The following is a 23,551-nucleotide window of genomic DNA, read 5'->3' as shown; positions in this document are numbered from 1 at the left end:
TCATGGGGATCGGCGTGACGGTGCTGCGGGTGTTCACCGATGCGGACGGCCACTTCGGTAATCCGCTGGGCGTGGTGGACGCCGCCCAGGTCGAGCCCGAGCACCGACAGCGGCTGGCAGCCCAATTGGGCTACAGCGAGACGGTTTTCGTGGACATCCCGGCCCCCGGCTCCGCCAGCGCGCACGCCACCATCTACACGCCGCGAACCGAACTGCCGTTCGCCGGCCACCCGACCGTCGGCGCGACATGGTGGCTGCGCGAGAACGGTTCGCCGATCAACACCCTGCGGGTGCGGGCCGGGATCTTGCAGGTGGGTTACGACGGCGACCGCGCCAGCATCAACGCCCGCGCGGAATGGGCGCCCGACTTCGCCCTGCACGAATTCCCCTCAGCCGACCAGGTTCTCGCGGCCGATGAGGCGGACTATCCCGACGACACCGCGCACTACCTGTGGGCCTGGACCGACCGGGCGGCCGGATGGCTGCGGGCGCGCATGTTCGCCGCCAACCTCGGTGTGGCCGAGGACGAGGCGACCGGGTCGGCGGCGATGCGGATCACCGACTACCTGAGCCAGAGCCTGCGGATCACCCAGGGCAAGGGCTCCGTGATCGACACCAGGTGGAGCGCCGAGGGCTGGGTGCGGGTGACCGGGCGGGTCGTCAATGACGGTGTGCGACAGATCGATTGACGACGGCCTAACTCGGACCTCAGCGCTGCCGGTGTAACACCGCCCCGAGGTGGTCCTGCAGCGGTTGCCCGACCGCGCCCATCTGCACCGTGTAGGAGAGTTCGTCGCCGTCGATGCGGAATGAACGGCCGAGCGCGGTCACCTCCTTGGCGCTGGGTGTCAGCCCCACCGACGTGGTCGACATCTGCATTTCGATGAGGTCACCGGTGACCGAGTAGGTGCCGACCTCGATTTCGGTGATGCCGCTGGGATGCGCCAGCACCAATTCGATGTGACCTGGTTGCGGCACCCGAATATAGCCGGTTTCGGCGTGCAACGGCTTCCCGTCGGCAACCGCCCTGGTTTTCTGTCCGTAGACGAGAAACGGCTTACCGACGTGGGCGAACACGACTTCTTCGAGATAGTCGAAGGGCGGGATCGTCGGGTATTTACCCGCACCCTGGCCGGACCAGGTCCCAAGGAGCGGGGCAAGCGCCGCGAGGTCGGGGTGCAAGTCCGTGGGCATGAAAGCGAGCCTAGCCCGGCGAGGTTGCGGGCAATCGGAGCCCGGCCCCGGTGTCAGCCCCGAGCTGCCACTCTGCGGTGATCCCGCATTGCCTGGATCTCGCGTTCGAAATCGTCCGCGGACTCGAACGACCGATAGACGGAGGCGAACCGCAAGTAGGCCACCTCGTCCAGGTCGCGTAGCGGCCCCAGAATGGCCAACCCGACCTCGTGACTGGGGATCTCCGGTGAGCCCGCCGCGCGCACGGTGTCTTCGACCTGCTGGGCCAGCAGGTTGAGCGCATCGTCATCGACCTGTCGCCCCTGGCAGGCCCGACGGACGCCGCTGACGACCTTCTCCCTGCTGAACGGCTCCGTGACGCCGCTGCGCTTGACCACCGCCAGGACCGCGGTCTCCACCGTGGTGAAACGCCGTCCGCACTCGGGACAGGATCGGCGACGCCGAATGGCCTGGCCTTCATCGGTTTCGCGGGAGTCGATCACCCGCGAGTCGGGATGGCGGCAGAACGGACAGTGCATGACCGCTCCTTCGTCGCGCCGACAAGATACCGCAGGACCTTGAGCGTACCCGCGCGCTGACCTGCACGGCTAACACATCCGTTTCGGCGCAACGCCACTCAGCCGACCGGAGCGATGAGGGTCTGGCCCGCCAGCAGGTTGGGCGAGTGTAGATCGTTGAGCTCGCGGATGCGATCGGCGACCTGGGGTGCCGGCGCGCCGGGCGCCACGCGGTGCGCGAAATCCTGGAGCGACTCCCCCGCGTCCACGCGGACGACGGCGAGCCGGTCGGGAACCTGGGTCGCCGAGTTCGTGGAGTCGCCGTTGAGCACCTGGCCGACGTTCGCGACGAGACCCAGCCACAGCGTGACCGCGCCGGCGGCCAGTGCCAGCCCGATGGTCGACGCCCAGGTGGTGGCGCGCCTGCGGTGCGGAGCGACGGACATTGCCACCCCGGTGCCGTAGTAGCGCGTGGCGGCGCCCGCGGGCCGCGACGGCGCGGGCCGGCGGGACCGGGCCAGCCCGTCCCGTCCGTAGCGAGGCCCCAGGACGGGTCCATTGATCGGGCGCCGAAGACTGCTGGTACGCGGCGCGGGCGTGTGGATGACTGTCATCTTCGTTCCTCCGGTCAACTAGCTCTCGCTCGTGTGTTCGACACTAATCGCTTGTATGTTCGAAACCGAACATTTGAGCGAAGCGTGTCGCACGAGCAAACGCTAGATCACACCACCGACAAGTTCGTCGGCCTCTACCACTGTCACGAGCACTCAAATACCCGATATCCCGAAGAGTTACACATCTGTAATTCGTCCGGCTTCGCGCTTGTTTTGCGCCGACGCGAACCGCCGCGACACGCCACTCGAACACATGTTTGATTCTTGTCCTCGGTGCGGCTACATTCGGTGCCATGGGCGACAGCAACGACGTTTCATCGGCCGGTCCCGAGGGTCGGCTGCACTCCGTGGATTCCTCGCTGACCGAACGGCAGCGCACCATTCTGAATGTCATCCGCGCCTCGGTCACCAGCCGCGGCTACCCGCCGAGCATCCGGGAGATCGGCGATGCCGTCGGTCTGACGTCGACGTCATCGGTGGCGCACCAGCTTCGCACCCTGGAGCGCAAGGGTTACCTGCGCCGCGACCCCAACCGCCCGCGGGCCGTCGACGTCCGCGGGGCCGACGACGACGTGGCGGCCCCCACCACCGAAGTGGCCGGTTCGGACGCCCTACCGGAACCCACGTTCGTCCCGGTGCTCGGGCGCATCGCGGCCGGCGGACCCATCCTGGCCGAAGAGGCCGTCGAAGACGTCTTTCCCCTGCCGCGCGAATTGGTCGGTGAGGGCACGCTTTTCCTGCTCAAGGTCGTCGGTGATTCGATGGTCGATGCCGCGATCTGCGACGGCGACTGGGTGGTGGTCCGTCAGCAGAACGTCGCCGACAACGGTGACATCGTCGCGGCGATGCTCGACGGCGAGGCCACGGTCAAGACGTTCAAACGCGCCGGCGGTCAGGTGTGGCTGATGCCGCACAACCCGGCGTTCGATCCCATCCCGGGCAACGACGCCAGCGTGCTGGGCAAGGTCGTCACCGTCATCCGCAAGGTCTGACGCGCGCCCGGCCTCGGTCAGTCAGCCCGGGTGAAGCCGTTGGCCTGAGCGACTTCTTCGCTCGACAACCAGAGCTCGGCGAGCGTGTCCTGATACAGGTCGCTACCCGGCATGTAGTACAAGCCGTAGCGAGCGCTGGCCTTGACGGGGTATCCGTCGGGCGCCTGGTACGGATCATCGAGCGGCAGGTGGATCGTGGGTCGCCCGTCCGGGGCCGCCAGGCCGTTTTCCGAGGCGTCATCGGCGGCGTGCCGACCGCTTCGCGCCGGAGGCCCGGCCGCGACCGCATCGGCGACCGCGGCGGCTCCCACCGCCGTGTCCGTCATGTCGGCCTCCGTCGCGGTGTCCGCTTCGGGTTCGACGTCCGGTTCCGGCGCCGCGAGGTCGAGGTATTCGTCTTCTGGCTCAGCGGTTTCCAGGAGGCCTTCCGCCGCGTCGCCCTCCGGCGGGATGCCGGAAACGGCGACGTCGGGGTACTCGTCTTCCGGATACGCCTCCTGCGGATAACCCGCATCGGGGCCGTCGGCGTCGACGTAGGCGGCGTCGTCCGCCGCCTCGGGCTCGGCGACCTCGGGGACGCCGTCGGTGTAGTCGGCGTAGTCGGCCCCCGCCTCGGCATACTCGTCCTCCGACAGCATCTCCGCGGAGACGACCGGGATCGAGTCGGTATCGACGGCGTCGGGGTCTTCCTCCTCGTGGAACCGATAGTCGCTATCGGCAGGAGCCTGACGTTGCCAGCTGACCCGCCCGGCGTCCGGTTCCGGCTCCGGTTGATGCGTCGCGCCGAGCCCGAACGGGTCGGCGCCGACGTCGGCATCGTCGTGGCCCCAGCGCTCGTCGGCGTCGTAGCCGAGGTTCCCCCCGCGACCGGGCGCGTAGGCCGCCGCCTCCTCGTGCGCAGGCCGGCGCCGCCCACCGAACAGCACCCACGCCATCAGCACGAGCAGCGCCAGCACCGGAATGGCGACCACCAGCCACCACCAGTGCCAGGAGGACTTCTTCGGGTGCGCCGGCAGGGCCGAATTGCTCGGCTGGTCCTGACCCGACACCTGCAGCCCGGACAGCAGCGGCGCCAGGTTGGACGGATCGGTGCTGAACGTGTTCTTCGCCCGGTTCCACGAAATCTTGCCGCCGGTGAACTGCTGGGAGATCACGTCGCCGTTGACGGCCTGGTCGCCGACCGGGGCGCCGAGCTTGCCCGCCGGAGCGCGCAGTTTGTCCCACGCCACCTTCATCGCCCCACGCACGACGAAGGCGCCGTGGTCGGGCGTCCAGAAGATGACCGGCTTGTCGGCAGCGGAGAAGGTGGCGACGCGGCTGGCACGCCCGATGTTGCCGTCGGTTTCGTTGGCGGTCGGGAATCCCAGGTCGCTGCCGACCGGTCCCCCCAGCGACTCGTATTTGGCCAGGATGTCGCTCTCGACCGCATTCGCGCCGGTGGCCGGGGTGAAGAACACCTTGCCGCCGGCAAAGTTCTGGGCGATTCCGTCGCCGCCGATCGGATACTGCCCGCCCTGCTTGGCGCCCAGGGGTCCGGTGGGACCGCCCGCCGCGCGCCAGGCGGTGTTGATCGCCGCGGTGGGATCGATCGCCACCTGCAGGCCCTTGAGTTGGTCGGCCAGCGCCGGCGGTTCGGTGGTGAACTGCTTGGTCTGCCTGTTCCACGAGACCTGGCCGCCGCTGAATTTCTGTGAGGACACCTCGCTGCTGTAGGTCTCGTCGCCGACCGGCACACCGAGCACCCCGCCCGAGCTGCCCAGCTTGTCCCAGGCGGCGTTCAGGGCGCCGCGCACCACGTGTGCGCCGTGCTCGGGCGTCCAGAAGATCACCGGCTTGTCGCTGGCGGAGAAGGTGATCACCCGGCTGTCCGGACCGGCGAGACCCGGAACTTCGTCGATCGCCGGGAAGCCCAGATCGCTGCCGGCCGGCCCGCCCAGCGACTCGTACTTGTCCAGGACAGGCCCGTAGGCGAATCTGGCCCCGGTGGCCGGGGTGAAGAACATCTTGCCGCCGTCGAAGTCCAGGGCGAAACCGTCCCCGACGGGGTACACGTCGCCCTTGCGGGCGCCCAATGGCGAGGTGTCGCCGCCGGCCTTGTCCCACGCGGCCATGATCGCCGCCTCGGCGTCGCCTATCGGACTCGCTACCGCGGTGGGGGCCAACAAGACCGCGGCCAGCGCCGTGGTCGTCAAGCTGACCAGCGCGCTTCCGATCAGCCTGCGCATGTGACCTCTCTGCACCTTCACCAAGCCTCCCAGCCGGCGGACATGGCTCTTTTAGCGGCGATGCCCTTATCTGCATAACCGGCGAGCGGGCGGTACTCGCGCCGGAAATGGACCCGCGCACGATCAGCCTTATCGTCGGGCTCGCATAACTTTGCTCCAAGCAACAAGAAATGCGAAGTCAAATCACGAATTTTACAAAAACGGATACCACACCGATGTCGAAATGATGCCTGCCCATGGCCCAATCGCGATCCGCCGTGCCACCGTTCGCGCGGTGTAGCGGATATCGCACGGGAGGGCGGCGGGAACGCACGATCGAGCGACGACGCCGGACTGCCGACTCGCACACCAGAATTGCGCGGCGCGCCTGAGCCGACGGCGCGATCGCGGGGCTGACTATGCGCGATGCCGCGGTCGGCGCACCGGAAACACATGCGCCGACGGTACGTGAGCCGGTGGTGCATTCACGGTCCGCCCCCCACACCCGCACCACGCGCATCGGTCGGTTTGTCGCTCACGGCAATAGGACCGTGCGAGACAACTCCCGAATGTCGGTCGCGTCCAGCGATTCGCGGATATTGCTGCCCCGATATCGCCCGCGGGTGGGAGGCCGCTATCCAGAAAACGAAACGCTAGACGCCGAGGCTGCGTCCGATGATTTCCTTCATGATCTCGGTCGTGCCGCCGTAGATCGTTTGCACCCGGGCGTCCAAAAAGGCACGGGCAACCGGATATTCACGCATGTAGCCGTAACCGCCGTGCAGTTGCAGGCAGCGGTCGATCAGCTGCACCTGCTTTTCGGTGCAGTACCACTTGGCCATTGCGGCCTGCTCCGCCGTCAGCTTGTGATCCAGGTGCAGGCGGACGAACTCGTCGACCATCATGCGGACCACGGTCGCCTCCGTCGCCAGCTCGGCCAGCACGAAGCGGCTGTTCTGGAAGCTGCCGATCGGCTTGCCAAATGCCTTGCGCTCCTTGGTGTATTGCAGGGTCTGCTCGAGCACCTGCTCCATGGCCGCGGCGGCCATGATGGCGATCGAGATGCGTTCCTGCGGCAGATTCTGCATGAGGTAGATGAATCCCATGCCCTCCTTGCCCAGCAGGTTTTCGGCCGGCACGTGCACGTCGGTGAACGACAGCTCGGCGGTGTCCTGGGCGTCGAGCCCGATCTTGTCCAAGTGGCGCCCGCGCTCGAAGCCCTCCATGCCACGCTCGACGGCGAGCAGCGAGAAACCCTGAGAGCCCTTTTCCGGGTCGGTCTGCGCGACCACGAGCACCAGGTCGGAGTTGATTCCGTTGGTGATGAACGTCTTTGAGCCGTTGAGCACGTAGTGGTCGCCCTGCTTGACGGCACGGGTCTTGATGCCCTGCAGGTCGCTACCCGTTCCCGGCTCGGTCATCGCGATCGCCGTAATCAGCTCTCCGGTGCAGAATTTCGGCAGCCAGCGCTGCTTCTGCTCTTCGGTGGCCAACGCCAACAGGTATGGCGCGACGATGTCGTTGTGCAGGCCGAATCCGATGCCGCTGTAGCGGCCGGCGGTGGTCTCCTCGGTGATGATCGCGTTGTACCGGAAGTCGGGGTTGCCGCCGCCGCCGTACTCTTCGGGCACCGCCATGCCGAGGAAGCCCTGCTTGCCGGCCTCGAGCCACACCCCGCGGTCGACGATCTTCTCTTTCTCCCACTCGTCGTGGTAGGGCGCGACGTGGCGCTCGAGGAAGCCCCGGTAGGACTCACGGAACAGGTCATGCTCTGACTCGAAAAGAGTGCGCTGATATTTGATGGCGCTGCTCATGGAAGACCTCCGGCGACTGGGAATACTGCAGCCCAAGATATACCAACCGGACGGTTGGTCGGCAGCCGGCGGGGCGCTAGCGGCCGTTGGCCGGCGGCCCGAGCTGCCGCGACACTGCAACTAGGCACAAGACACGCCGATGCGAGGGTGCGTGGTTGCAGTCTCGACGCACTAGCACGCGTTCAGCGCGCGGCGAACTCGCGCAGCCGGCCGGCCAGGGCCAGCGGAACCCGGGCCCGGATGCGGGTGCCCTCGGCGTTGTGCTCCTCCTGCTGGACGCGCCCATCGGCGTGCAGGCGAGCCACCAGGTCGCCGCGGTGGTACGGGATCACGACGTCGACGGGGGTGTCGGCGGGAACGGCGAGCTCGGCGATCCGGCGGCGCAGGGCGTCGATACCATCGCCGGTGCGTGCGGACACGAACATGGCACCGGGCAGCGCATGGCGGAGCTTGGCCAACGTCAAATCGCTTGCGGCGTCAACCTTGTTCACCACCACCAGCTCCTGCGGCACGGCACCGTCGTGGTCGGTCCCGTAATCGGCGACGACTTCGGAGACCACCTGGCGGACCGCGTTGATCTGTGCCAGCGGGTTGACGTCGGAGCCGTCGACGACGTGTACCAACAGATCGGCGTCGACGACCTCTTCCAGCGTGGAGCGAAAGGCTTCGACCAGCTGGGTGGGCAGATGCCGGACGAATCCGACGGTGTCGGTGAGCACGAACGGCCGGCCGTCATCGAACTCGGCGCGCCGGGTGGTGGGCTCCAGGGTGGCGAACAACGCGTCCTGGACCAGCACTCCGGCACCGGTCAGCGCGTTGAGCAGGCTCGACTTGCCGGCGTTGGTGTAGCCGACGATGGCGATCGCGGGCAGGTCGCTGTGCACCCGCCGGCTGCGCTGGGTGTCGCGGACCTGCTTCATGTCCTTGATCTCGCGGCGCAGCTTGGCCATGCGCTCGCGGATGCGCCGCCGGTCGGTCTCGATCTTGGTTTCACCGGGCCCGCGCAGGCCCACGCCTCCCCCGCTGCCGCCGGCACGGCCACCGGCCTGCCGCGACATCGATTCACCCCAGCCGCGCAGCCGCGGCAGCATGTATTCCATCTGGGCCAGCGAGACCTGCGCCTTGCCTTCCCGGCTGGTGGCGTGCTGGGCGAAGATGTCGAGGATCAACGCGGTGCGGTCGATGACCTTGACCTTGACGGCCTTTTCCAGTGCGGTCAGCTGCGCCGGGGACAGTTCACCGTCGCAGATGACGGTGTCGGCGCCGGTCGCCAGCACCACGTCGCGCAGTTCGGCGGCCTTGCCCGAACCGATGTACGTCGACGGGTCGGGTTTGTCCCGGCGCTGGATCAACCCCTCGAGCACCTCGGAGCCGGCGGTTTCGGCCAGGGCGGCGAGCTCGGCCATGCTGGCCTCGCTGTCCGCGGCGGTGCCGTCGGTCCACACGCCCACCAGGACGACCCGCTCGAGCCGAAGCTGGCGGTATTCGACTTCGGAGACGTCGGTGAGTTCGGTCGACAGGCCGGCGACGCGGCGCAGCGCCGACCGATCTTCGAGGGCGAGTTCGCCCGTGCTGGGCTCCGGGACGACCGAAGCGTGATCGCGAAATTCAGGTTCTGTCATAGGCAATACACGATGATGCACGCGAAACCGGTGTCACGCACCTGATTTAACGCTGCTGTTCGCGCCACCATTCCTCGCTGAGCTCTCCTTGGGCTACCAGTACGGACGGTCCGCGCAGGAAGCTGGTGGCGTCGGTGACGGTGACGACGACCTCGCCGCCGGGCACGCGAACGGTCAGGGCGCCGGTGGCCGCGCCGGCACCGGCCAGCGCGGCGACAGCGGCCGCGACCGTTCCGGTGCCGCACGAGCGCGTTTCGCCCACGCCCCGCTCGTGCACCCGCATGTGCACGGCCCCATCGGCCGGTGCGGTCAGGATCTCGACGTTCACCCCGTCCGGGAATTGGGCGGGATCGAAACTCACCGGCGCGGCGACGTCCAGCACCGCCAGCACCTCGGGAGTCAGTTCCGGGTCCACGCAGGCCAGGTGCGGGTTGCCCACATCGACCGCCAGGCCCGAGAACCGCCGGCCGCCGACGACCGCCTCGCCCGGGCCGAGCGTATTGGCCTTGCCCATGTCGACGCTGACATCGGCGGTGGTCGCATCGACGCGATGCACCGCGACCGGCCGCGGGCCGGCCAGCGACCCGACCACGAATTCGTCGCGGGACTCCATGCCGCTGGCGCGCAGGTAGTGCGCGAAGACCCGCACGCCGTTGCCGCACATCTGGGCGACCGACCCGTCGGCGTTGCGGTAGTCCATGTACCAGTCACCGGCGGCCACCCCGTCGGGCATCCGGTCGAGCACGCCGGCCGACAGCGCCGCGCCCGCGGTGGTGACCCGCAGCACCCCGTCGGCCCCGAGCCCGCGGCGCCGGTCGCAGAGCGCGGCCACCCGCGACTCGGTCAGGCTCAGCTCGGCCTGCGGGTCCGGCAGCACCACGAAGTCGTTCTGGGTGCCGTGGCCCTTCGCGAAATTCACCTGCTCAGGATACGTGGCGCCACACCCGCATGACGGCGTCGACGAGCCGGGCGGGATCGGCGGCATCCAGCCACTGCACGCGATGGTCCCGGCGAAACCACGACCGCTGCCGTCGCACGTAGCGTCGGGTGCCCACGAAGGTCTGCTCGCGGGCCTCGCCGAGTCGCTCCGGACCGCCTCCGGCGTCGAGGGCCGCGAGCACCTGCGCGTAGCCCAGCGCGCGCGAGGCGGTGACCCCGTCGCGCAATCCCCGGTCCAGCAGCGCGACCACCTCGCCGACCAGGCCCTGGTCGAACATCGCGTCGGTGCGCCGGGCCAGCCGCTCGTCGAGAAGTGATGTGTCGCAGTCCAGCCCGACGATGGCGGTGTCCCACCTGGGCGCGCCGATCTGCGGCGCGGACGCGGCGAACGGCTCACCGGTCAGTTCGACCACTTCCAGGGCCCGCACCGTGCGGCGAGCGTCGGTCGGCAGGATGGCCGCGGCCGCGGCGGGATCGCGGCGGGCCAGCTCGGCGTGCAGCTCGCCTACCCCGATCTCGGCGAGCCGCTGCTCCCAGCGCGCGCGCACCGCGGGATCGGTGGCGGGAAACGACCAATCGTCGAGCAGCGACTGGACGTAGAGCATGGAGCCGCCCACGATGATCGGCACCGCACCCCGGGCCGCGATCGCTTCGACGTCGTCGGCGGCGGCGCCCTGATAGCGGGCGACCGTCGCGGTCTCGGCGACGTCGAGGACGTCGAGCTGGTGATGCGGGATGCCGCGACGGGCGGCGACGGGCAGCTTGGCGGTGCCGATGTCCATGCCGCGGTAGAGCTGCATCGCGTCGGCGTTGACGATCTCGGCGCGGACGCCGAGCCGCTCGACCCGTTCCGCGAAGTCGAGGGCCAACTGCGACTTGCCGGTGCCGGTCGGGCCGATGATCGCGACGGGGCGCACGGCGGCCGTCACAGCTGCCAGGCGCCCGCGAAGTAGCCCACCCCATAGGGCGCTCCGCGGTACAGCTCCTTGGCCGATCGGGGTCCGGGATCGGCCAGCCCGGCCAGCACCTGAAACGCGACCCGCCCCAGGATCTGGCGCGGCAGCCGGCGCAGCGCGGCGATATCGCCGACGGCCAGCGCATCGTCCAGCGCCTCTTGCGCGTCGGCGTTGTCCGGGTCGTATCCGCCGGGGGCCGCCGGAGTCAGCGTGTTCGCGCCGTCGGCGACGACCAGCGCCCCGACCGGCTCGGCCAGCCGGTCTATTTCGGCCCGCAGAGCCGCGCCGAGGCGCAGTGCGGCGTCGGCTTCGCGATCCGCGCGATAGATCCGGACCTGCGCGCTGGCGTGCGGCTGGGCCCGTTCGCGCACCCAGCCGGCCAGCAGCGCGCAGACCGGAAACGCGACCGGTGGGGCGGTGTCGTCGGCCTGCGGGGAAAGCCGGACGCGTACGTCGGCGCCGAAACCCGCGAAGGTGCCCACCGCGTCGGGACCCAGCACGGCGTCCTGGGGCCCCACCCCTATCGCCACCCAGCGGTCGGGCAGCAGCGCGGCCGCAGCCAGCGTCGCCGCCTCCAGGTCGGCCACTTCGGCGGCGGCCGCCCCGGCGAGTTCGGGGACGAGGACAGGCGCCGAAGGGACGATCGCGATCGCGCTCAGCACGCCACCAAACTAACGTGACCGCGGCCGCGGTCCGGCATCAGTTCGGTTTGCCCGGGCTCCCGACGTCAGAGGCGAAAGCTGTCCGCCACTACCAGACGGTCGCTGCGAGGGCCGAAGTCGTCGTCTTCGGTCACCCCCCGGGCCGGTACTTCTCGCGGGGCACCACCTGACCCTTGCTCGGCGCGGTCGATGGTGGCGGCTTCGCCGCGGGCCAGGGCGATCGTGGCGATGAGGACCACCGCCACTGCGCCGACCAGCACGAAGGCCTTGGGACCGGTGGCATGCAGCGTCTCGTTCAGCACCAGCACGCCGAGCAGGCCGGCGACCACCGGCTTGGCCACCGTCATCGTCGGCAACGACGCGGTCAGCGCGCCGGCGCGGAACGCCGACTGCTGGAAGATCATCCCGGCCAGCGCCACCAACAGCCAGGGCACGAACTCCGGCGACGTGACCACGCGCAGCAGGCCGTGCTCGGACATCTCGACGATGCCCTTGGTCAGGACCGCGAACAACGCCAGCGACGAACCCGCCACCACCGCGAGCAGCATGGCCGCAAACGGGCTGCCGGCCCGCAGCCGCGCGGCCACCACGCAGGTCACCAGCAGCGGCACCATGACCAGGGCGACGATGAGCCAGATCCGCAGCGGCGCGCGCTGGTCACCGGCAGCCGGGTCGCCGACGATGATGACGACCGCCAATGCGGCGGCCAGGATCAGCGCCCACATCCATTCCCGCGGCTGCACCCGGTGGTGGGCGAGCCGCGCGTAGATGGGCAGTGCGAACAGAAGGGCCGTCACCTGCAGGGCGGTCACCAAGACGACCGACCCCCATGCCAGGGCCGCGGCCTGCAGGCTGTAGTTGGTGATCGCGGCCAGGCCACCCAGCCACCACCGGGTGTCGCGCAGCGACATGCGGAACAGTTCGAGGTGCCCGACCGGCTTGTCGGTGATCTCGTGCGCGGAGCGCTGACGGATCACGTCGCCGACCGCAGATGCCAGCGCCGCGCATAAGGCAAGTAACGCCGCGACATCAACTTTTGACATTGATCGATCCCTCCGCCCGACGGCCGTCCGACCCAGCTTTCCCCGTGGCCCAAGCAAATACACGCACAATTGGCGTTCAGTTCAACTACGAATCTATGACGTTGCACACGTTGCTAATAACGCCGCGGGTAACCGTTCAACTAATACTTCAGCAATCTATGTAACCCGTGGGATAACTCTAAGAGAGCTACACAGCTAGCTGTGAGCGCTGGCTGAGCCCCCTCGCAGCGCGCCGTCGGCCTGCCTCGTCGGGCCGGTCGGGAACGGCAAGGTGGCGGCACGTGCCAGAGCAAGCTGCTTGAATACTGTTAAGAACCTGTTGGGGGCCCCGGCCACGGGCATCCGGCAGACGCAGGAAAACGGTGCCGCTACGCGCGGCAGGCGCGCGGGACGCGGACCGCGCGGAAGGGTTGCGAAAGGGTAGTGACGAGCGCATGACGGCTGACGAGCCTCGCGACGATTCAGCTAGGCCGGTGCCCCGCCCGGGACCGCGCCCCGGTCCCCGGCCGACTCCGCGACCCAGCACCGCTCACCCGCTGGTGATGCCGCCGCCCAGCAATCCGCACCAGTTCGGACGCGTGGACGACGACGGCACGGTGTGGCTGATCAGCTCTGCCGGCGAGCGCATCGTCGGCTCCTGGCAGGCCGGCGACCGGGAGGCGGCGTTCGCCCACTTCGGCCGGCGCTTCGATGACCTGGCCACCGAGGTCACCCTGATGGAGGAGCGCCTGGCCTCCGGGAGCGGTGACGCGCGCAAGATCAAGGCGCACGCGGCCCAGCTGACGGAGGCGTTGCCGACGGCGGCCGTGCTGGGCGATGTCGACGCGCTGGCGGGCCGGCTGAGCGCCATCGTCGAACACGCCGAGGCGGCCGTCGCCGCGGACCGCTCCCGGCGCGAGGAGCATCGGGCCACCCAGACCGCTCGCAAGGAGGCGCTGGCCGCAGAGGCCGAGGAGTTGGCCGCCAACGCGACGCAGTGGAAGGCCGCGGGCGATCGGTTCCGCGCGATCCTCGACGAATGGAAGACGATCAGCGGGGTGGACCGCAAGGTCGACGACGCGCTGTGGAAGCGCTATTCCGCGGCCCGGGAGGCCTTCAACCGGAGGCGGGGATCGCACTTCGCCGAACTGGACCGGGAACGCTCGGGAATCCGCCAGGCCAAGGAACGGCTGTGTGAGCGGGCCGAAGCGCTGTCCGACTCGACAGACTGGACCGCGACCAGCGCCGAATTCCGCAAGCTGCTCACCGAGTGGAAGGCGGCCGGGCGGGCGACCCGGGAGGTCGACGATGCCCTGTGGCGGCGTTTCAAGGCCGCCCAGGACGTGTTCTTCACCGCGCGCAACGCGGTGACGGCGGAAAAGGACGCCGAGTTCCGCGCCAATGCGACCGCCAAGGAGGCGTTGCTGGCCGAGGCGGAGAAGCTGGACACCAGCAATCACGACGCCGCCCGCGCGGCGCTGCGCACGATCACCGAGAAGTGGGACGCGATCGGCAAAGTGCCGCGCGAGCGGTCCGCCGAGCTCGAGCGGCGGCTGCGCGCGGTCGAGAAGAAGGTGCGCGACGCGGGCGACGTCGGCTGGTCTGACCCGCAAGCTCAGGCTCGCGCCGAGCAATTCCAGGCCCGCGCCGAGCAATACGAACAGCAGGCGCAGAAGGCCGCGGCGGCGGGGCGGACCAAGGAGGCCGAAGAGGCCAAAGCCAACGCCGAGCAGTGGCGGCAGTGGGCGCAGGCGGCCGTCGAGGCGCTGACCCGCAAGCCCTAGTGGCGATCAGTCCCCTTTGTCGCCGGGCTCGTCGCGGGTCTGCGGCGCCGGGTTGTCCAGCCCGTCCAGCAGGGTGATCGACTGTTGCGCCGCCGCGACGCGGCGCCGCTGCTCCTCGGCGGCCAGCTGCACGATGGTGCGCGACCAGACCACGCGGGCCCAGTGGTAGATGAGCACGAGCACGGTCAGCCAGGCGACGATCAGGCCCCAGCCCGGCCCCGGGTGCCCCGCGGAGACGGTCTGCCGCGACCAGATCGCCAGCATGCCCGCGGCGCCCGCGATCGCGGTGCCCGCCAACGCAACCCAGGCCAGCGCCCAACGCCGCGTCACCAGGGCAAGCATCGAGAAGCCCACGCCGAACACCAGGGCCAGCCAGGCGAACACGCGCGACGGCAGGGCGACGGCGGCCACGCCGGCGTGGTGGCTACCGAACAGCACATCCCAACCGCGCACGTCACCGGTGTGCGGCAGGATGAAGGACGCCAACAGCACGAACACCAGGATCGACACGAAGAAGGCGCGAGGGCCCGGGTCGAATCCGCGCGCCACCCGGCGCTCGGCGGCCTCGATCTCGGTCCGCAGGGCGTCGAGCTGTGCGTCGTTGTTGATTTCTTTTCTCATAGTGCACATCCAAGGGGTTCGGGCGGGCCGGCGGGCGGCCCGACGGCGGGCATGCCGAGGCCGATGCCGCCCGGGCGCTGCCCGGCCGCCTGCGCATCACTCGCCCGGGTGCGGCGATGCGTGACGATGCCCGCGTCGGCGATGAGGTGGTGCGGTGCGGCGTCGGTGATCACCGTGGTGATGATGTCGCCGGGCCGCACCGGGGTGTCGGCGGGCGCGCCGACGGCTTCCCCGACCGCAAAGTGCACCAACCGGCCGTCGCGGGCCCGCCCGGTCATCCGCGCGGTGCGGCTGTCCTTGCGCCCTTCGCCCGTGGCGACCAGCAGTTCGACGGTCTGCCCGATGAGGGCCTGGTTACCCTCCAGCGAGATCGCCTCCTGCAACGCGATCAGCCGGTCATAGCGTTCCTGCACAACGGCTTTCGGGATCTGCCCGTCCAGGTCGGCGGCCGGGGTGCCGGGCCGCTTGGAGTACTGGAAGGTGAACGCGGCCGAGAACCGGGCCCGGCGCACCACGTCGAGCGTGGCGGCGAAGTCCTCTTCGGTCTCTCCGGGAAAGCCGACGATCAGGTCGGTGGTGATGGCGGCGTGCGGCATGGCGGCCCGGACCCGGTCGATGATGCCCAGGTAGCGCTCGGCACGGTAGGACCGTCGCATCGCGCGCAGCACCCGATCGGATCCGGACTGCAGCGGCATGTGCAGGGCGGGGCAGACATTCGGCGTCTGCGCCATGGCCTCGATGACGTCGTCGGTGAATTCGGCCGGGTGCGGCGAGGTGAACCGCACCCGCTCCAGCCCGTCGATGTCGCCGCAGGCCCGCAGCAGGCGGGCGAAGGCGCCGCGGTCGCGGGGCAGGGCCGGGTCGGCGAAGGACACCCCGTAGGCGTTGACGTTCTGGCCCAGCAGCGTGACCTCGAGCACGCCGTCGTCGACCAGCGAGGCGACCTCGGCCAGGACGTCGTCCGGACTGCGGTCGACCTCCTTGCCCCGCAACGACGGGACGATGCAGAACGTGCAGCTGTTGTTGCACCCAACCGAGATGGAAACCCAAGCGGCGTAGGCGGATTCGCGCGCGCTGGGCAGGGAAGACGGAAATTGCTGCAGCGCCTCGGCGATTTCGACCTGGGCGACCTTGTTGTGTCGGGCGCGTTCCAGCAGCGTGGGCAGCGACCCGATGTTGTGGGTTCCGAAGATGACGTCGACCCAGGGCGCCTTGCGCAGCAACGCGTCCCGGTCTTTTTGGGCCAGGCAGCCGCCGACGGCGATCTGCATCTCGGGATTGCCGCGCTTGCGCGGAGCCAGATGGCTGAGGTTGCCGTACAGCTTGTTGTCGGCGTTCTCCCGCACCGCGCAGGTGTTGAACACCACCACGTCGGCGTCTCCAAAATCCGAGCCCTCGGCGGCGCGCCGATAGCCGGCCGCTTCCAGCAGGCCGGCCAACCGCTCCGAGTCGTGGACGTTCATCTGGCAGCCATAGGTGCGGACTTGGTAGGTGCGCGCGGACACGGCATCGGCCGGCGTGTGTGCGGTCCCGGCGTCCCGCGCCACCATCGAAGTCACCCGGCCATGGTACGGCGACGGGTTGGCGCGGGAGAAACCGCACGTCAAGGGCCTAGACCCGGCGGCGCTCCCGCTCGGCGGCCAACTCGGCGAAAACGACCTCGCATGCCAAGTTCTGGCTGTAACCACGGCGCGCCAGCATCCCCACCAGCCTGCGAGTCACCCGCGCGTCGTCGCCGTCCAGCGTCTCCCGGCGCAGCTTGGACCGCACCAGCTGCTCCGCCCGGTCCCGTTCGGCACCGGCATCGATCCCGGCCAGCACCGAGGTGATCACGTCGTCGCCGACGCCCTTGGTGTGCAACTCGGCGGCCAAGGCGCGCTTGCTCTTGCCGGCGTGCGCCCGGCGGGAATGCACCCACTGCTCGGCGAAGTCGGCGTCGTCGATCAAGCCGACGGAGGCCAACCGGTCGAGCACGCGCCCGCTGACGTCGTCGGGATAGCCACGTTTGGTCAGCTGGCCGTGCAGCTCGGCCCGGGTGCGCGCTCTCGCGGTGAGCAGGCGCAGGCACAGCGCCCGCGCCTGCTCCTCGCGGGAGGGCTCAGAAGTCGACGGGGGCGGGCAAGACGTCGTCATCGGTCACGACCGCGCCAATGCCGAGCTTTTCCTTGATCATCTTCTCGATCTCGTTGGCGACTTCGTCGTTTTCCTTCAGGAAGGTGCGGGCGTTCTCCTTGCCCTGGCCGAGCTGCTCGCCCTCGTAGGTGAACCAGGAACCGGACTTGCGGATGAAGCCCTGCTCCACACCCATGTCGATCAGCGAGCCCTCCCGGCTGATCCCCTGGCCGTAGAGGATGTCGAACTCGGCCTGCTTGAAGGGTGGCGCCACCTTGTTCTTGACGATCTTGACCCGGGTGCGGTTACCGACCGCGTTGGTGCCGTCCTTGAGCGTCTCGATCCGGCGCACGTCCATGCGCACCGACGCGTAGAACTTCAAAGCCTTTCCACCCGTGGTGGTTTCGGGGCTGCCGAACATCACCCCGATCTTCTCGCGCAGCTGGTTGATGAAGATCGCGGTGGTGCCCGAATTGTTCAGCGCGCCAGTCATTTTCCGCAGGGCCTGGCTCATCAGCCGGGCCTGCAGTCCGACGTGACTGTCGCCCATCTCGCCTTCGAGCTCGGCGCGCGGCACCAGCGCGGCCACCGAGTCGATGACCAGGATGTCCAGGGCGCCGGAGCGGATCAGCATGTCGGCGATCTCGAGGGCCTGCTCCCCCGTGTCAGGCTGACTGACCAGCAGGGAATCGGTGTCCACGCCGAGCTTCTTGGCGTACTCCGGGTCCAGGGCGTGCTCGGCGTCGATGAAGGCGGCGACGCCGCCGGCGGCCTGGGCGTTGGCCACCGCGTGCAGGGCGACGGTGGTCTTACCCGAGGATTCCGGGCCGTAGATCTCCACGACCCGGCCGCGGGGCAGCCCGCCGATGCCCAAGGCCACGTCCAGTGCGATGGATCCGGTCGGAATGATCGAGATCGGCTGACGCGTCTCGTCGCCGAGACGCATCACTGAGCCTTTGCCGTAGCTCTTTTCGATCTGGGCCATCGCCAGTTCGAGAGCCTTCTCGCGGTCGGGGGCTTGCGCCATGGTGTCTCTCCTATAGTCGGTGTTCGTCTGACCGGTATCGGTCGGTTGGCGGTGACATTAGAGAAAGCCACCGACAAGTTGACTGGCCGAACGTTCACCACAGTAGCCGAACAGGTGTTCGATTCAAGTTCGACACGCCGCGCGCACCACATTGCGAAAGGCCGGCCCCAGAACAGATGGACATTTCGGCAGAGTTGTCCGAAATCTCGTCTTATGGCGGATTCTTCGCGCTAACCGTGGGTGGTGACGCGGCGGGATGGCATCCGGTCAGGCGGTCCTACGCCGACGGCTGCGCCGACCTCATCGACGCCACCGTCCGGCGCTACCGCACGAACGACCTGCGGATCGGCGCCTCGCTGGTGCACCTCGGCCACGCCGCCCGGCTGTGGTCACCGGTGCTCGCGTGCGCGGTAGGTCACGGCGTGCTGCCCGACCTCGACGATCTGCAACGCGCCGATAGCGGCGCGCAGCTACGGCTGCCCCATCCCGCCGGGGAATCCATCACCTCGCCGGCGCCCGAGGAGCTGTATCGCATCGTCGTGACCGAACACATGCGGCCGCTCGCCGCCGGCCTTCCGGTCAAGCTGGCGCCCGCCCTGCTGGCCGGCAACGTCGCCTCCGCGCTGGTCGGTGCCGCCCAGGCCCTGCTTGTGGCGCGGCCCGACCTGCGGCCGGCGATCGTGCAGACGACCCGGTCGCTACTGGACACCGGCATGATGGCCGGATCCGGGGTCCTCACCGGCCTGGACTTCAGGCGCCGCAGCTGCTGCCTTTTTTATCGTCTGCCCGGGGGCTCGTTATGCGGCGACTGCGGGCTGCACCGGACGCGGCGATAGGGCCGGTCGGACGACGCGGGCGCCGTTTGGCGTCGACGTGTCCGGGTATCTGACCGGCATGTCCTCAGCCGCAACGCAATCCTTGCGCGCCATCGCCTTGGTCTGCTCATTGAAGAAAAGCCCGGCGCCGTCCAGCAGCGAGCTGCTCGCCGATCAGCTGCTCGATCAGCTGCGAAGCGCGGGCGTCGAGGGCCAAAAGGTGCGGTGCGTCGACCTGAACCTGCTGCCGGGCGTCGAAGCCGACATGGGGCCGGGCGATGAGTGGCCGGCGCTGTTGGACAAGGTCAAGGCGGCCGACATCGTGATCGTGTCGACGCCGACCTGGGTGGGTCATATGTCCAGCGTGGCGCAGCGGGTGCTGGAGCGCCTCGACGCCGAGCTGTCCGACACGGACGACGAGGGAAGACCACGGATGGTGGGCAAGGTGGCCCTGGCCGCGGTCGTGGGCAACGAGGACGGCGCGCACAAGATCGTCGCCGACCTCTTTCAGGCGCTCAATGACATCGGATTCTCGATCGCCGCGCAGGGATGCACCTATTGGAACGGCGAGGCCATGCAGGGCAAGGACTACACCGACCTGGACGACGTGCCGGAAGCCGTCGCATCCGCTACCGGCAATGCGGTCCGTAACGCCGTGCACCTCGCCACCGTGTTGCGGCAGAACACTTACCCGGCATACGAATAGCTCACCACTGATCCCGGGGCACGTCGAAGTCCACGCACAACGCCCGCCAGACGTCGCGGGGCTCGATGCCCGCCTCGATGGCCTGAGCGGCCGTGCGTCCGTCGAAGCCGGTCAGCACGTGATCCACCAGCACCGAGGACCCATAGGTGGTGCCGAAGCGCAGTACTACCCGCTCGTGAAACTCCGTCAGCCGCACGCCAGTCAACATACCCAGCCCGCGTACATGGGACACCTGAGCGGCCGCTACCTCCAGCTGGCCGGCAGGTCGATGATGTGATTCGGGCAGTCCTCATGCACCGCAATCGACATCACGTCGCGCGCGCGTTGAGCAGACATGGTGGCGCGCAATTGCATGAAGGCGTACTCGGCAGGCGCTAGTCCCTGCTGGGCGGCGGCCGGATCGTCCATCAACTGGCACGCCTGCTGTTCCTCGGGGCTGTCGGCGTGCGCCACGGTTGCACCGCCCAGCGTCCCCGCCAGCAGGGCGCCGGCGGCGATTGTCGTGATGATCTTCATCGGCTGCCTCCCGCCGAAGCATAGGTCGGCCGGGACCGCGAGCGGCGGATCATCCGGTCACCGCGAGCGCGTCGCGGCACACCCGGACCGGATCGGCGACGTCGGCGATGCCGGCGGCCGCCGTCCGCGCCGCCGCCCGGTAGCGGGGCGATGACAGCACCTCGTTCACGGCGGCCACCAGCGCGTCGGCGGTCAGCGGCCGGATCAGCCGCGCGCCGCCCTGGCGCAGCACCCGGTTGGCGATCTCCCACTGGTCGCCGCCGCCGGGCACCACCACCAGCGGCACGCCGGCCAGCAGCGTCTTGGCCACCATGCCGTGGCCGCCACCGCAGATCACCAGGTCGGCATGCGCCAACAACTCGTCCTGACGTCCCAGCCCTACCGTCGCCCACGGCGGCACCGTCAGCTCCGGTCCGTCCAACCGCGACACCAGCAGGCGCGATCCCGCCGGCAGGGTCTCCCCCGGCGTCAAGCACCCCAGCGCGACCTCGGCGAGGCCCTCGGTCCCGATCACGGCGGTCGAGGGCGCGACGACCACGACCGGCCCGGAGCCGGCCGGGACCTCGAGGATCCGGTCGGTCGGCTCGAAATGCAGCGGCCCGACCACGACGGCCTCGGCTGGCCAGTCGGGGCGGGATACTTCCAGCGCGGGCAGCGTCGCAATCAGCCGCCGCAGCGGCCCCGGGTCGCGCGCCGGCAGCCCGATCTCGACGCGCGCGTCCGCGCGCTGCTGCAGGCCGGTGCGCACGGATCGCGCCGTCAGCGCGCGCATCGTGGCGTCGCGCAGCCGGCCCCGGATGCCGGTGCCCGGCGCCAGCCCGCTGCCAATCGGCGGCAGGCCCTTCGACGGCAGGTACAGCGGATGCGGGTTGAGCTCGATCCACGGGATGCCCAGCAGTTCGGCGGCCATGCCGCCGCCGGCGGTGATGACGTCCGACACCACCAGGTCGGGCGCCAGGTCGCGCAGCGCGGGCACGTTGAGCACGGCCATCCGCGCGGCGCGCCGGTGGATGCGGGCCCCGGCGTCGACGTCTTCGTCGGTGGCCACCAACCCGTCCAGCTCGACGGCCTTCACGCCGGCGGCACGCGCGGTGTCGAGCCATTCGGGGCCGGTGAACAGCGTGGGCTCGTCTCCGGCTGCGGCGAAGCGCCGGCACAGCGCAATGGCCGGGAACGAATGCCCGGGATCCGGCCCGGCGACCACGGCGAGGCGCATCGTGCTCACCCTGCCACAGCGCCCGATCGCCCCGCGCCTACGCTGGCAAGATGACCGAGCTGACTGGCACAACCGTTGCGAACACCCGTACGGTCGAAGGATTCCTGTACGCCCTGCAGGACGCGGATTACGACGCCGCCGACGCCGCGCTGGCCGACGACCTCGTCTACGAAAACGTCGGCCTGCCCACCATCCGTGGCCGGGCCAGGGCCATGAAGTTGTTTCGCCAGATGGAGGGCCGCGCCGCCTTCGAGGTGAAGATCCATCGCATCGCGGCCGACGGCGGCGCGGTGCTCACCGAACGCACCGACGCGCTGATCTTCGGCCCGCTGCGGCTGCAGTTCTGGGTGTGCGGCGTGTTCGAGGTCCACAACGGGCGGATCACGTTGTGGCGGGACTACTTCGACTTCTTCGACATGCTCAAGGCCACCGCCCGCGGTCTGGCGGCGCTGCTGCTGCCGTCGCTCAAAGCGTCGTTCTAGCAATATGATCCGCGCGGCACGCTAGCCCGTCCCGCGCAATCCGCCGAGTTCGTCGAACGCCTGCGCCCAGCCGACCAGGCGATCGGTCGCGCCGGCCAGCTCGACGCGATACTGCTGCGATGCCGCGGATCCATCGCCGTTCGCCGAGGACACCAATTGCGCTGCCGCGGTGACCATTTCGTTGTACTGGCGGACGCCGGCGGACAGCTGCGCGGTGAACGCGTTGATGGTGGGCACCAGATACGACCGCGATTCCTCGCTGGCCTGCGCCGCCCGCTCCATCGACACCACCTGTGCCGCGGTGGACGCCATGGCCGCCGAGGTCCTGGTGGCGGCCGCGGTCAGGTCGCGGATCTCGGCCGCGGGCAACATCGCGCCCCGCTCGATCACGGCCACCAATGACGTAAACCCTCGCTCCGAGGCCCCCAACGCGTACATCGCGGGGCGCGCCGCCGAACCCGGCGGCGGCAGCCGGCGCGCGCCCGCGGCCCGGGGTATCGGCAACGACTCGGACCGCAGCCAGCGATAGCGAAGCAGCAACAGCGTCGCGGGGATGGCCATGAAAACCGCGACGCCCCCGGTGATTTCCAGCAGCAGTGCGAACCAACCCCAGGCCGCCAGCAGCATCGTCACCGCCGCCCAGAACACACACCCGGCACTGAAGATCAGTCCCCAGCGAAGCGCGCGGCGACGGCGACGCAGCTGGCGTGCGCGCGGGTCCGCGACCGCGCTGATCCGGCGGGCCACCAAGTCGGAGAGGTCGGCCGCGGTGGCCAGCCCGCGGTGCAGCAGCGCACGCCACGGCCCGGGCTGTGCTGCTTTCACCGCAACGACGCTTCGACTACTGGCCAAGCGGCTTCTCGGCGACCGAGCCGCCCGCGCTTTCCGCGGGCGCTGGGGTGGCGGGGGTGGTGGGAGCGGCCGGCGCGCCACCGGTCGGCAGGGCCTCGCCACGCATCGAGGCGCGAATCTGCTCCAGCCGCGAATGGCCGGCCATTTGGACGCCGGCCTGCTCGACCTCGAGCATCCGGCCCTGCACCGAACCCTGCGCGAGCTCGGCCGCCCCGATCGCGTTGGCATACCGCCGCTCGATCTTATCGCGCACCTCGTCGAGGCTGGGAACGTTGCCGGGGGCGGCGAGGTCGCTCATCGACTGCAGCGACGCGCTCACCTGCTCCTGCATCTTGGCCTGCTCGAGCTGGCTGAGCAGCTTGGTGCGCTCGGCGATCTTCTGCTGAAGCACCATGGCGTTCTGCTCGACGGCCTTCTTGGCCTGCGCGGCCGCGCCCAGCGCCTGGTCGTGCAGCGTTTTTAGGTCTTCGACGCTCTGCTCGGCGGTCACCAGCTGGGCGGCGAACGCCTCGGCGGCGTTGTTGTACTCGGTGGCCTTCGCGGTGTCACCGGACGCGGTCGCCTGATCGGCCAGCGTCAACGCCTGACGGACGTTGACCTGCAGCTTCTCCACATCCGCCAGCTGACGGTTCAGCCGCATCTCCAGTTGCCGCTGGTTGCCGATGACCTGCGCGGCCTGCTGGGTCAGCGCCTGATGCGTGCGTTGCGCTTCCTCGATGGCCTGCTGGATCTGGACTTTGGGGTCTGCGTGCTCGTCGATCTTGGCGTTGAACAGCGCCGCGAGGTACTTCCACGCCTTGACGAACGGATTGGCCATGAGTGAGCTCCACCTTCGCTTCTTGAGGATCCGGAGGGTCCCCGGATGGGCCTGAACGGGCTCTGCGCCTGTCGCTCAATTTAACGG

At 69.3% G+C, this 23,551-nt stretch carries 25 protein-coding genes; 6 read left to right on the top strand and 19 right to left on the bottom strand.

Annotation, left to right across the window (positions count from 1 at the left end):
* Positions 1-2 precede the first annotated feature (2 nt).
* On the top strand, positions 3-689 hold the full coding sequence (locus AC5Y4T_RS14525; protein ID WP_499919378.1) for a PhzF family phenazine biosynthesis protein: 687 nt from the start codon (positions 3-5) through the stop codon (positions 687-689).
* Positions 690-708: 19 nt separating this feature from the next.
* Here AC5Y4T_RS14525 and AC5Y4T_RS14520 read toward each other — a convergent pair whose 3' ends face one another.
* The 3 genes from AC5Y4T_RS14520 to AC5Y4T_RS14510 all read right to left on the bottom strand — a co-directional run bounded on the left by AC5Y4T_RS14520 (position 709) and on the right by AC5Y4T_RS14510 (position 2,305).
* Positions 709-1,194 (bottom strand): peroxynitrite isomerase, encoded by a 486-nt coding sequence (locus AC5Y4T_RS14520; protein ID WP_499919377.1) that lies wholly within the window; start codon positions 1,192-1,194, stop codon positions 709-711.
* Positions 1,195-1,247: 53 nt separating this feature from the next.
* The gene (nrdR, locus tag AC5Y4T_RS14515; protein ID WP_499919375.1) at positions 1,248-1,712 is read right to left on the bottom strand and encodes a transcriptional regulator NrdR; all 465 of its coding nucleotides are present in this window, start codon (positions 1,710-1,712) and stop codon (positions 1,248-1,250) included.
* 98 nt (positions 1,713-1,810) lie between these two features.
* Complete coding sequence (locus tag AC5Y4T_RS14510; protein ID WP_499919373.1) at positions 1,811-2,305, bottom strand: LysM peptidoglycan-binding domain-containing protein; 495 nt, start codon at positions 2,303-2,305, stop codon at positions 1,811-1,813.
* A gap of 293 nt (positions 2,306-2,598) precedes the next feature.
* Between AC5Y4T_RS14510 and lexA the strand changes: the two genes are divergently transcribed.
* Positions 2,599-3,297 carry a transcriptional repressor LexA gene (gene lexA, locus AC5Y4T_RS14505; RefSeq protein ID WP_499919370.1) on the top strand — a complete coding sequence of 233 codons (699 nt, stop codon included), beginning with the start codon at positions 2,599-2,601 and terminating at the stop codon, positions 3,295-3,297.
* A 17-nt stretch (positions 3,298-3,314) separates the two neighbouring features.
* Here the strand turns inward: lexA and AC5Y4T_RS14500 are convergent, their stop codons facing one another.
* From AC5Y4T_RS14500 to AC5Y4T_RS14470, 7 genes are all read right to left on the bottom strand, one after another.
* Positions 3,315-5,522: an LGFP repeat-containing protein gene (locus AC5Y4T_RS14500; protein ID WP_499919366.1), complete on the bottom strand. Its 2,208-nt coding sequence runs from the start codon at positions 5,520-5,522 to the stop codon at positions 3,315-3,317.
* A gap of 632 nt (positions 5,523-6,154) precedes the next feature.
* Complete coding sequence (locus AC5Y4T_RS14495) at positions 6,155-7,315, bottom strand: acyl-CoA dehydrogenase family protein (protein WP_499919361.1); 1,161 nt, start codon at positions 7,313-7,315, stop codon at positions 6,155-6,157.
* 182 nt (positions 7,316-7,497) lie between these two features.
* Complete coding sequence (gene hflX, locus AC5Y4T_RS14490) at positions 7,498-8,937, bottom strand: GTPase HflX (RefSeq protein WP_499919357.1); 1,440 nt, start codon at positions 8,935-8,937, stop codon at positions 7,498-7,500.
* 46 nt (positions 8,938-8,983) lie between these two features.
* Positions 8,984-9,856 (bottom strand): diaminopimelate epimerase, encoded by an 873-nt coding sequence (dapF, locus tag AC5Y4T_RS14485; RefSeq protein WP_499919352.1) that lies wholly within the window; start codon positions 9,854-9,856, stop codon positions 8,984-8,986.
* 4 nt (positions 9,857-9,860) lie between these two features.
* Positions 9,861-10,793 carry a tRNA (adenosine(37)-N6)-dimethylallyltransferase MiaA gene (miaA, locus tag AC5Y4T_RS14480; protein ID WP_499919820.1) on the bottom strand — a complete coding sequence of 311 codons (933 nt, stop codon included), beginning with the start codon at positions 10,791-10,793 and terminating at the stop codon, positions 9,861-9,863.
* Positions 10,794-10,801: 8 nt separating this feature from the next.
* A complete protein-coding gene (locus AC5Y4T_RS14475; protein ID WP_499919346.1) occupies positions 10,802-11,494 on the bottom strand; it encodes a class III extradiol ring-cleavage dioxygenase family protein in 693 nt (230 codons plus the stop codon).
* A gap of 65 nt (positions 11,495-11,559) precedes the next feature.
* Complete coding sequence (locus AC5Y4T_RS14470) at positions 11,560-12,537, bottom strand: DMT family transporter (protein ID WP_499919344.1); 978 nt, start codon at positions 12,535-12,537, stop codon at positions 11,560-11,562.
* A 434-nt stretch (positions 12,538-12,971) separates the two neighbouring features.
* On the opposite strand from AC5Y4T_RS14470, the gene AC5Y4T_RS14465 reads away from it, so the two are divergent.
* Positions 12,972-14,300, top strand: coding sequence for a DUF349 domain-containing protein (locus AC5Y4T_RS14465; protein WP_499919343.1), 1,329 nt, complete (start codon positions 12,972-12,974; stop codon positions 14,298-14,300).
* A gap of 6 nt (positions 14,301-14,306) precedes the next feature.
* Here the strand turns inward: AC5Y4T_RS14465 and AC5Y4T_RS14460 are convergent, their stop codons facing one another.
* The 4 genes from AC5Y4T_RS14460 to recA all read right to left on the bottom strand — a co-directional run bounded on the left by AC5Y4T_RS14460 (position 14,307) and on the right by recA (position 18,060).
* On the bottom strand, positions 14,307-14,921 hold the full coding sequence (locus tag AC5Y4T_RS14460; protein WP_499919342.1) for an Rv2732c family membrane protein: 615 nt from the start codon (positions 14,919-14,921) through the stop codon (positions 14,307-14,309).
* Positions 14,918-16,471 (bottom strand): tRNA (N6-isopentenyl adenosine(37)-C2)-methylthiotransferase MiaB, encoded by a 1,554-nt coding sequence (miaB, locus tag AC5Y4T_RS14455; RefSeq protein ID WP_499954117.1) that lies wholly within the window; start codon positions 16,469-16,471, stop codon positions 14,918-14,920. Before miaB ends, AC5Y4T_RS14460 begins: the two co-directional genes overlap by 4 nt.
* Before the next feature lie 61 nt (positions 16,472-16,532).
* On the bottom strand, positions 16,533-17,054 hold the full coding sequence (gene recX / locus AC5Y4T_RS14450; protein WP_499919341.1) for a recombination regulator RecX: 522 nt from the start codon (positions 17,052-17,054) through the stop codon (positions 16,533-16,535).
* Positions 17,020-18,060 (bottom strand): recombinase RecA, encoded by a 1,041-nt coding sequence (gene recA / locus AC5Y4T_RS14445; protein ID WP_007774959.1) that lies wholly within the window; start codon positions 18,058-18,060, stop codon positions 17,020-17,022. The genes recX and recA overlap by 35 nt, the downstream gene beginning before the upstream one ends.
* 176 nt (positions 18,061-18,236) lie before the next feature.
* Between recA and AC5Y4T_RS14440 the strand changes: the two genes are divergently transcribed.
* Positions 18,237-18,896, top strand: a complete 660-nt coding sequence (locus AC5Y4T_RS14440) for a (2Fe-2S)-binding protein (RefSeq protein WP_499919339.1) — start codon at positions 18,237-18,239, stop codon at positions 18,894-18,896.
* A gap of 58 nt (positions 18,897-18,954) precedes the next feature.
* Complete coding sequence (locus AC5Y4T_RS14435) at positions 18,955-19,581, top strand: flavodoxin family protein (RefSeq protein WP_499919337.1); 627 nt, start codon at positions 18,955-18,957, stop codon at positions 19,579-19,581.
* A gap of 1 nt (position 19,582) precedes the next feature.
* On the opposite strand, the gene AC5Y4T_RS14430 is transcribed toward AC5Y4T_RS14435, so the two are convergent.
* The 3 genes from AC5Y4T_RS14430 to AC5Y4T_RS14420 are packed head-to-tail and all read right to left on the bottom strand — an operon-like array spanning position 19,583 to position 21,313.
* Positions 19,583-19,777 (bottom strand): DUF3046 domain-containing protein, encoded by a 195-nt coding sequence (locus AC5Y4T_RS14430; RefSeq protein WP_431602678.1) that lies wholly within the window; start codon positions 19,775-19,777, stop codon positions 19,583-19,585.
* 47 nt (positions 19,778-19,824) lie between these two features.
* Positions 19,825-20,097, bottom strand: a complete 273-nt coding sequence (locus AC5Y4T_RS14425) for a hypothetical protein (protein WP_499919336.1) — start codon at positions 20,095-20,097, stop codon at positions 19,825-19,827.
* Between the two features lie 49 nt (positions 20,098-20,146).
* Complete coding sequence (locus AC5Y4T_RS14420) at positions 20,147-21,313, bottom strand: glycosyltransferase (protein ID WP_499919335.1); 1,167 nt, start codon at positions 21,311-21,313, stop codon at positions 20,147-20,149.
* Positions 21,314-21,363: 50 nt separating this feature from the next.
* Between AC5Y4T_RS14420 and AC5Y4T_RS14415 the strand changes: the two genes are divergently transcribed.
* On the top strand, positions 21,364-21,795 hold the full coding sequence (locus AC5Y4T_RS14415; protein ID WP_499919334.1) for a limonene-1,2-epoxide hydrolase family protein: 432 nt from the start codon (positions 21,364-21,366) through the stop codon (positions 21,793-21,795).
* Between the two features lie 21 nt (positions 21,796-21,816).
* On the opposite strand, the gene pspM is transcribed toward AC5Y4T_RS14415, so the two are convergent.
* Both pspM and pspA read right to left on the bottom strand, forming a co-directional pair.
* The gene (gene pspM / locus AC5Y4T_RS14410; RefSeq protein ID WP_499919333.1) at positions 21,817-22,647 is read right to left on the bottom strand and encodes a phage shock envelope stress response protein PspM; all 831 of its coding nucleotides are present in this window, start codon (positions 22,645-22,647) and stop codon (positions 21,817-21,819) included.
* Positions 22,637-23,464: a phage shock protein PspA gene (pspA, locus tag AC5Y4T_RS14405; RefSeq protein ID WP_499919332.1), complete on the bottom strand. Its 828-nt coding sequence runs from the start codon at positions 23,462-23,464 to the stop codon at positions 22,637-22,639. The genes pspM and pspA overlap by 11 nt, the downstream gene beginning before the upstream one ends.
* Positions 23,465-23,551 lie beyond the last annotated feature (87 nt).

The organism is Mycobacterium sp. NGS11 (genome assembly GCF_059813315.1).
This window is presented reverse-complemented; position numbering and strand designations above follow the sequence as displayed.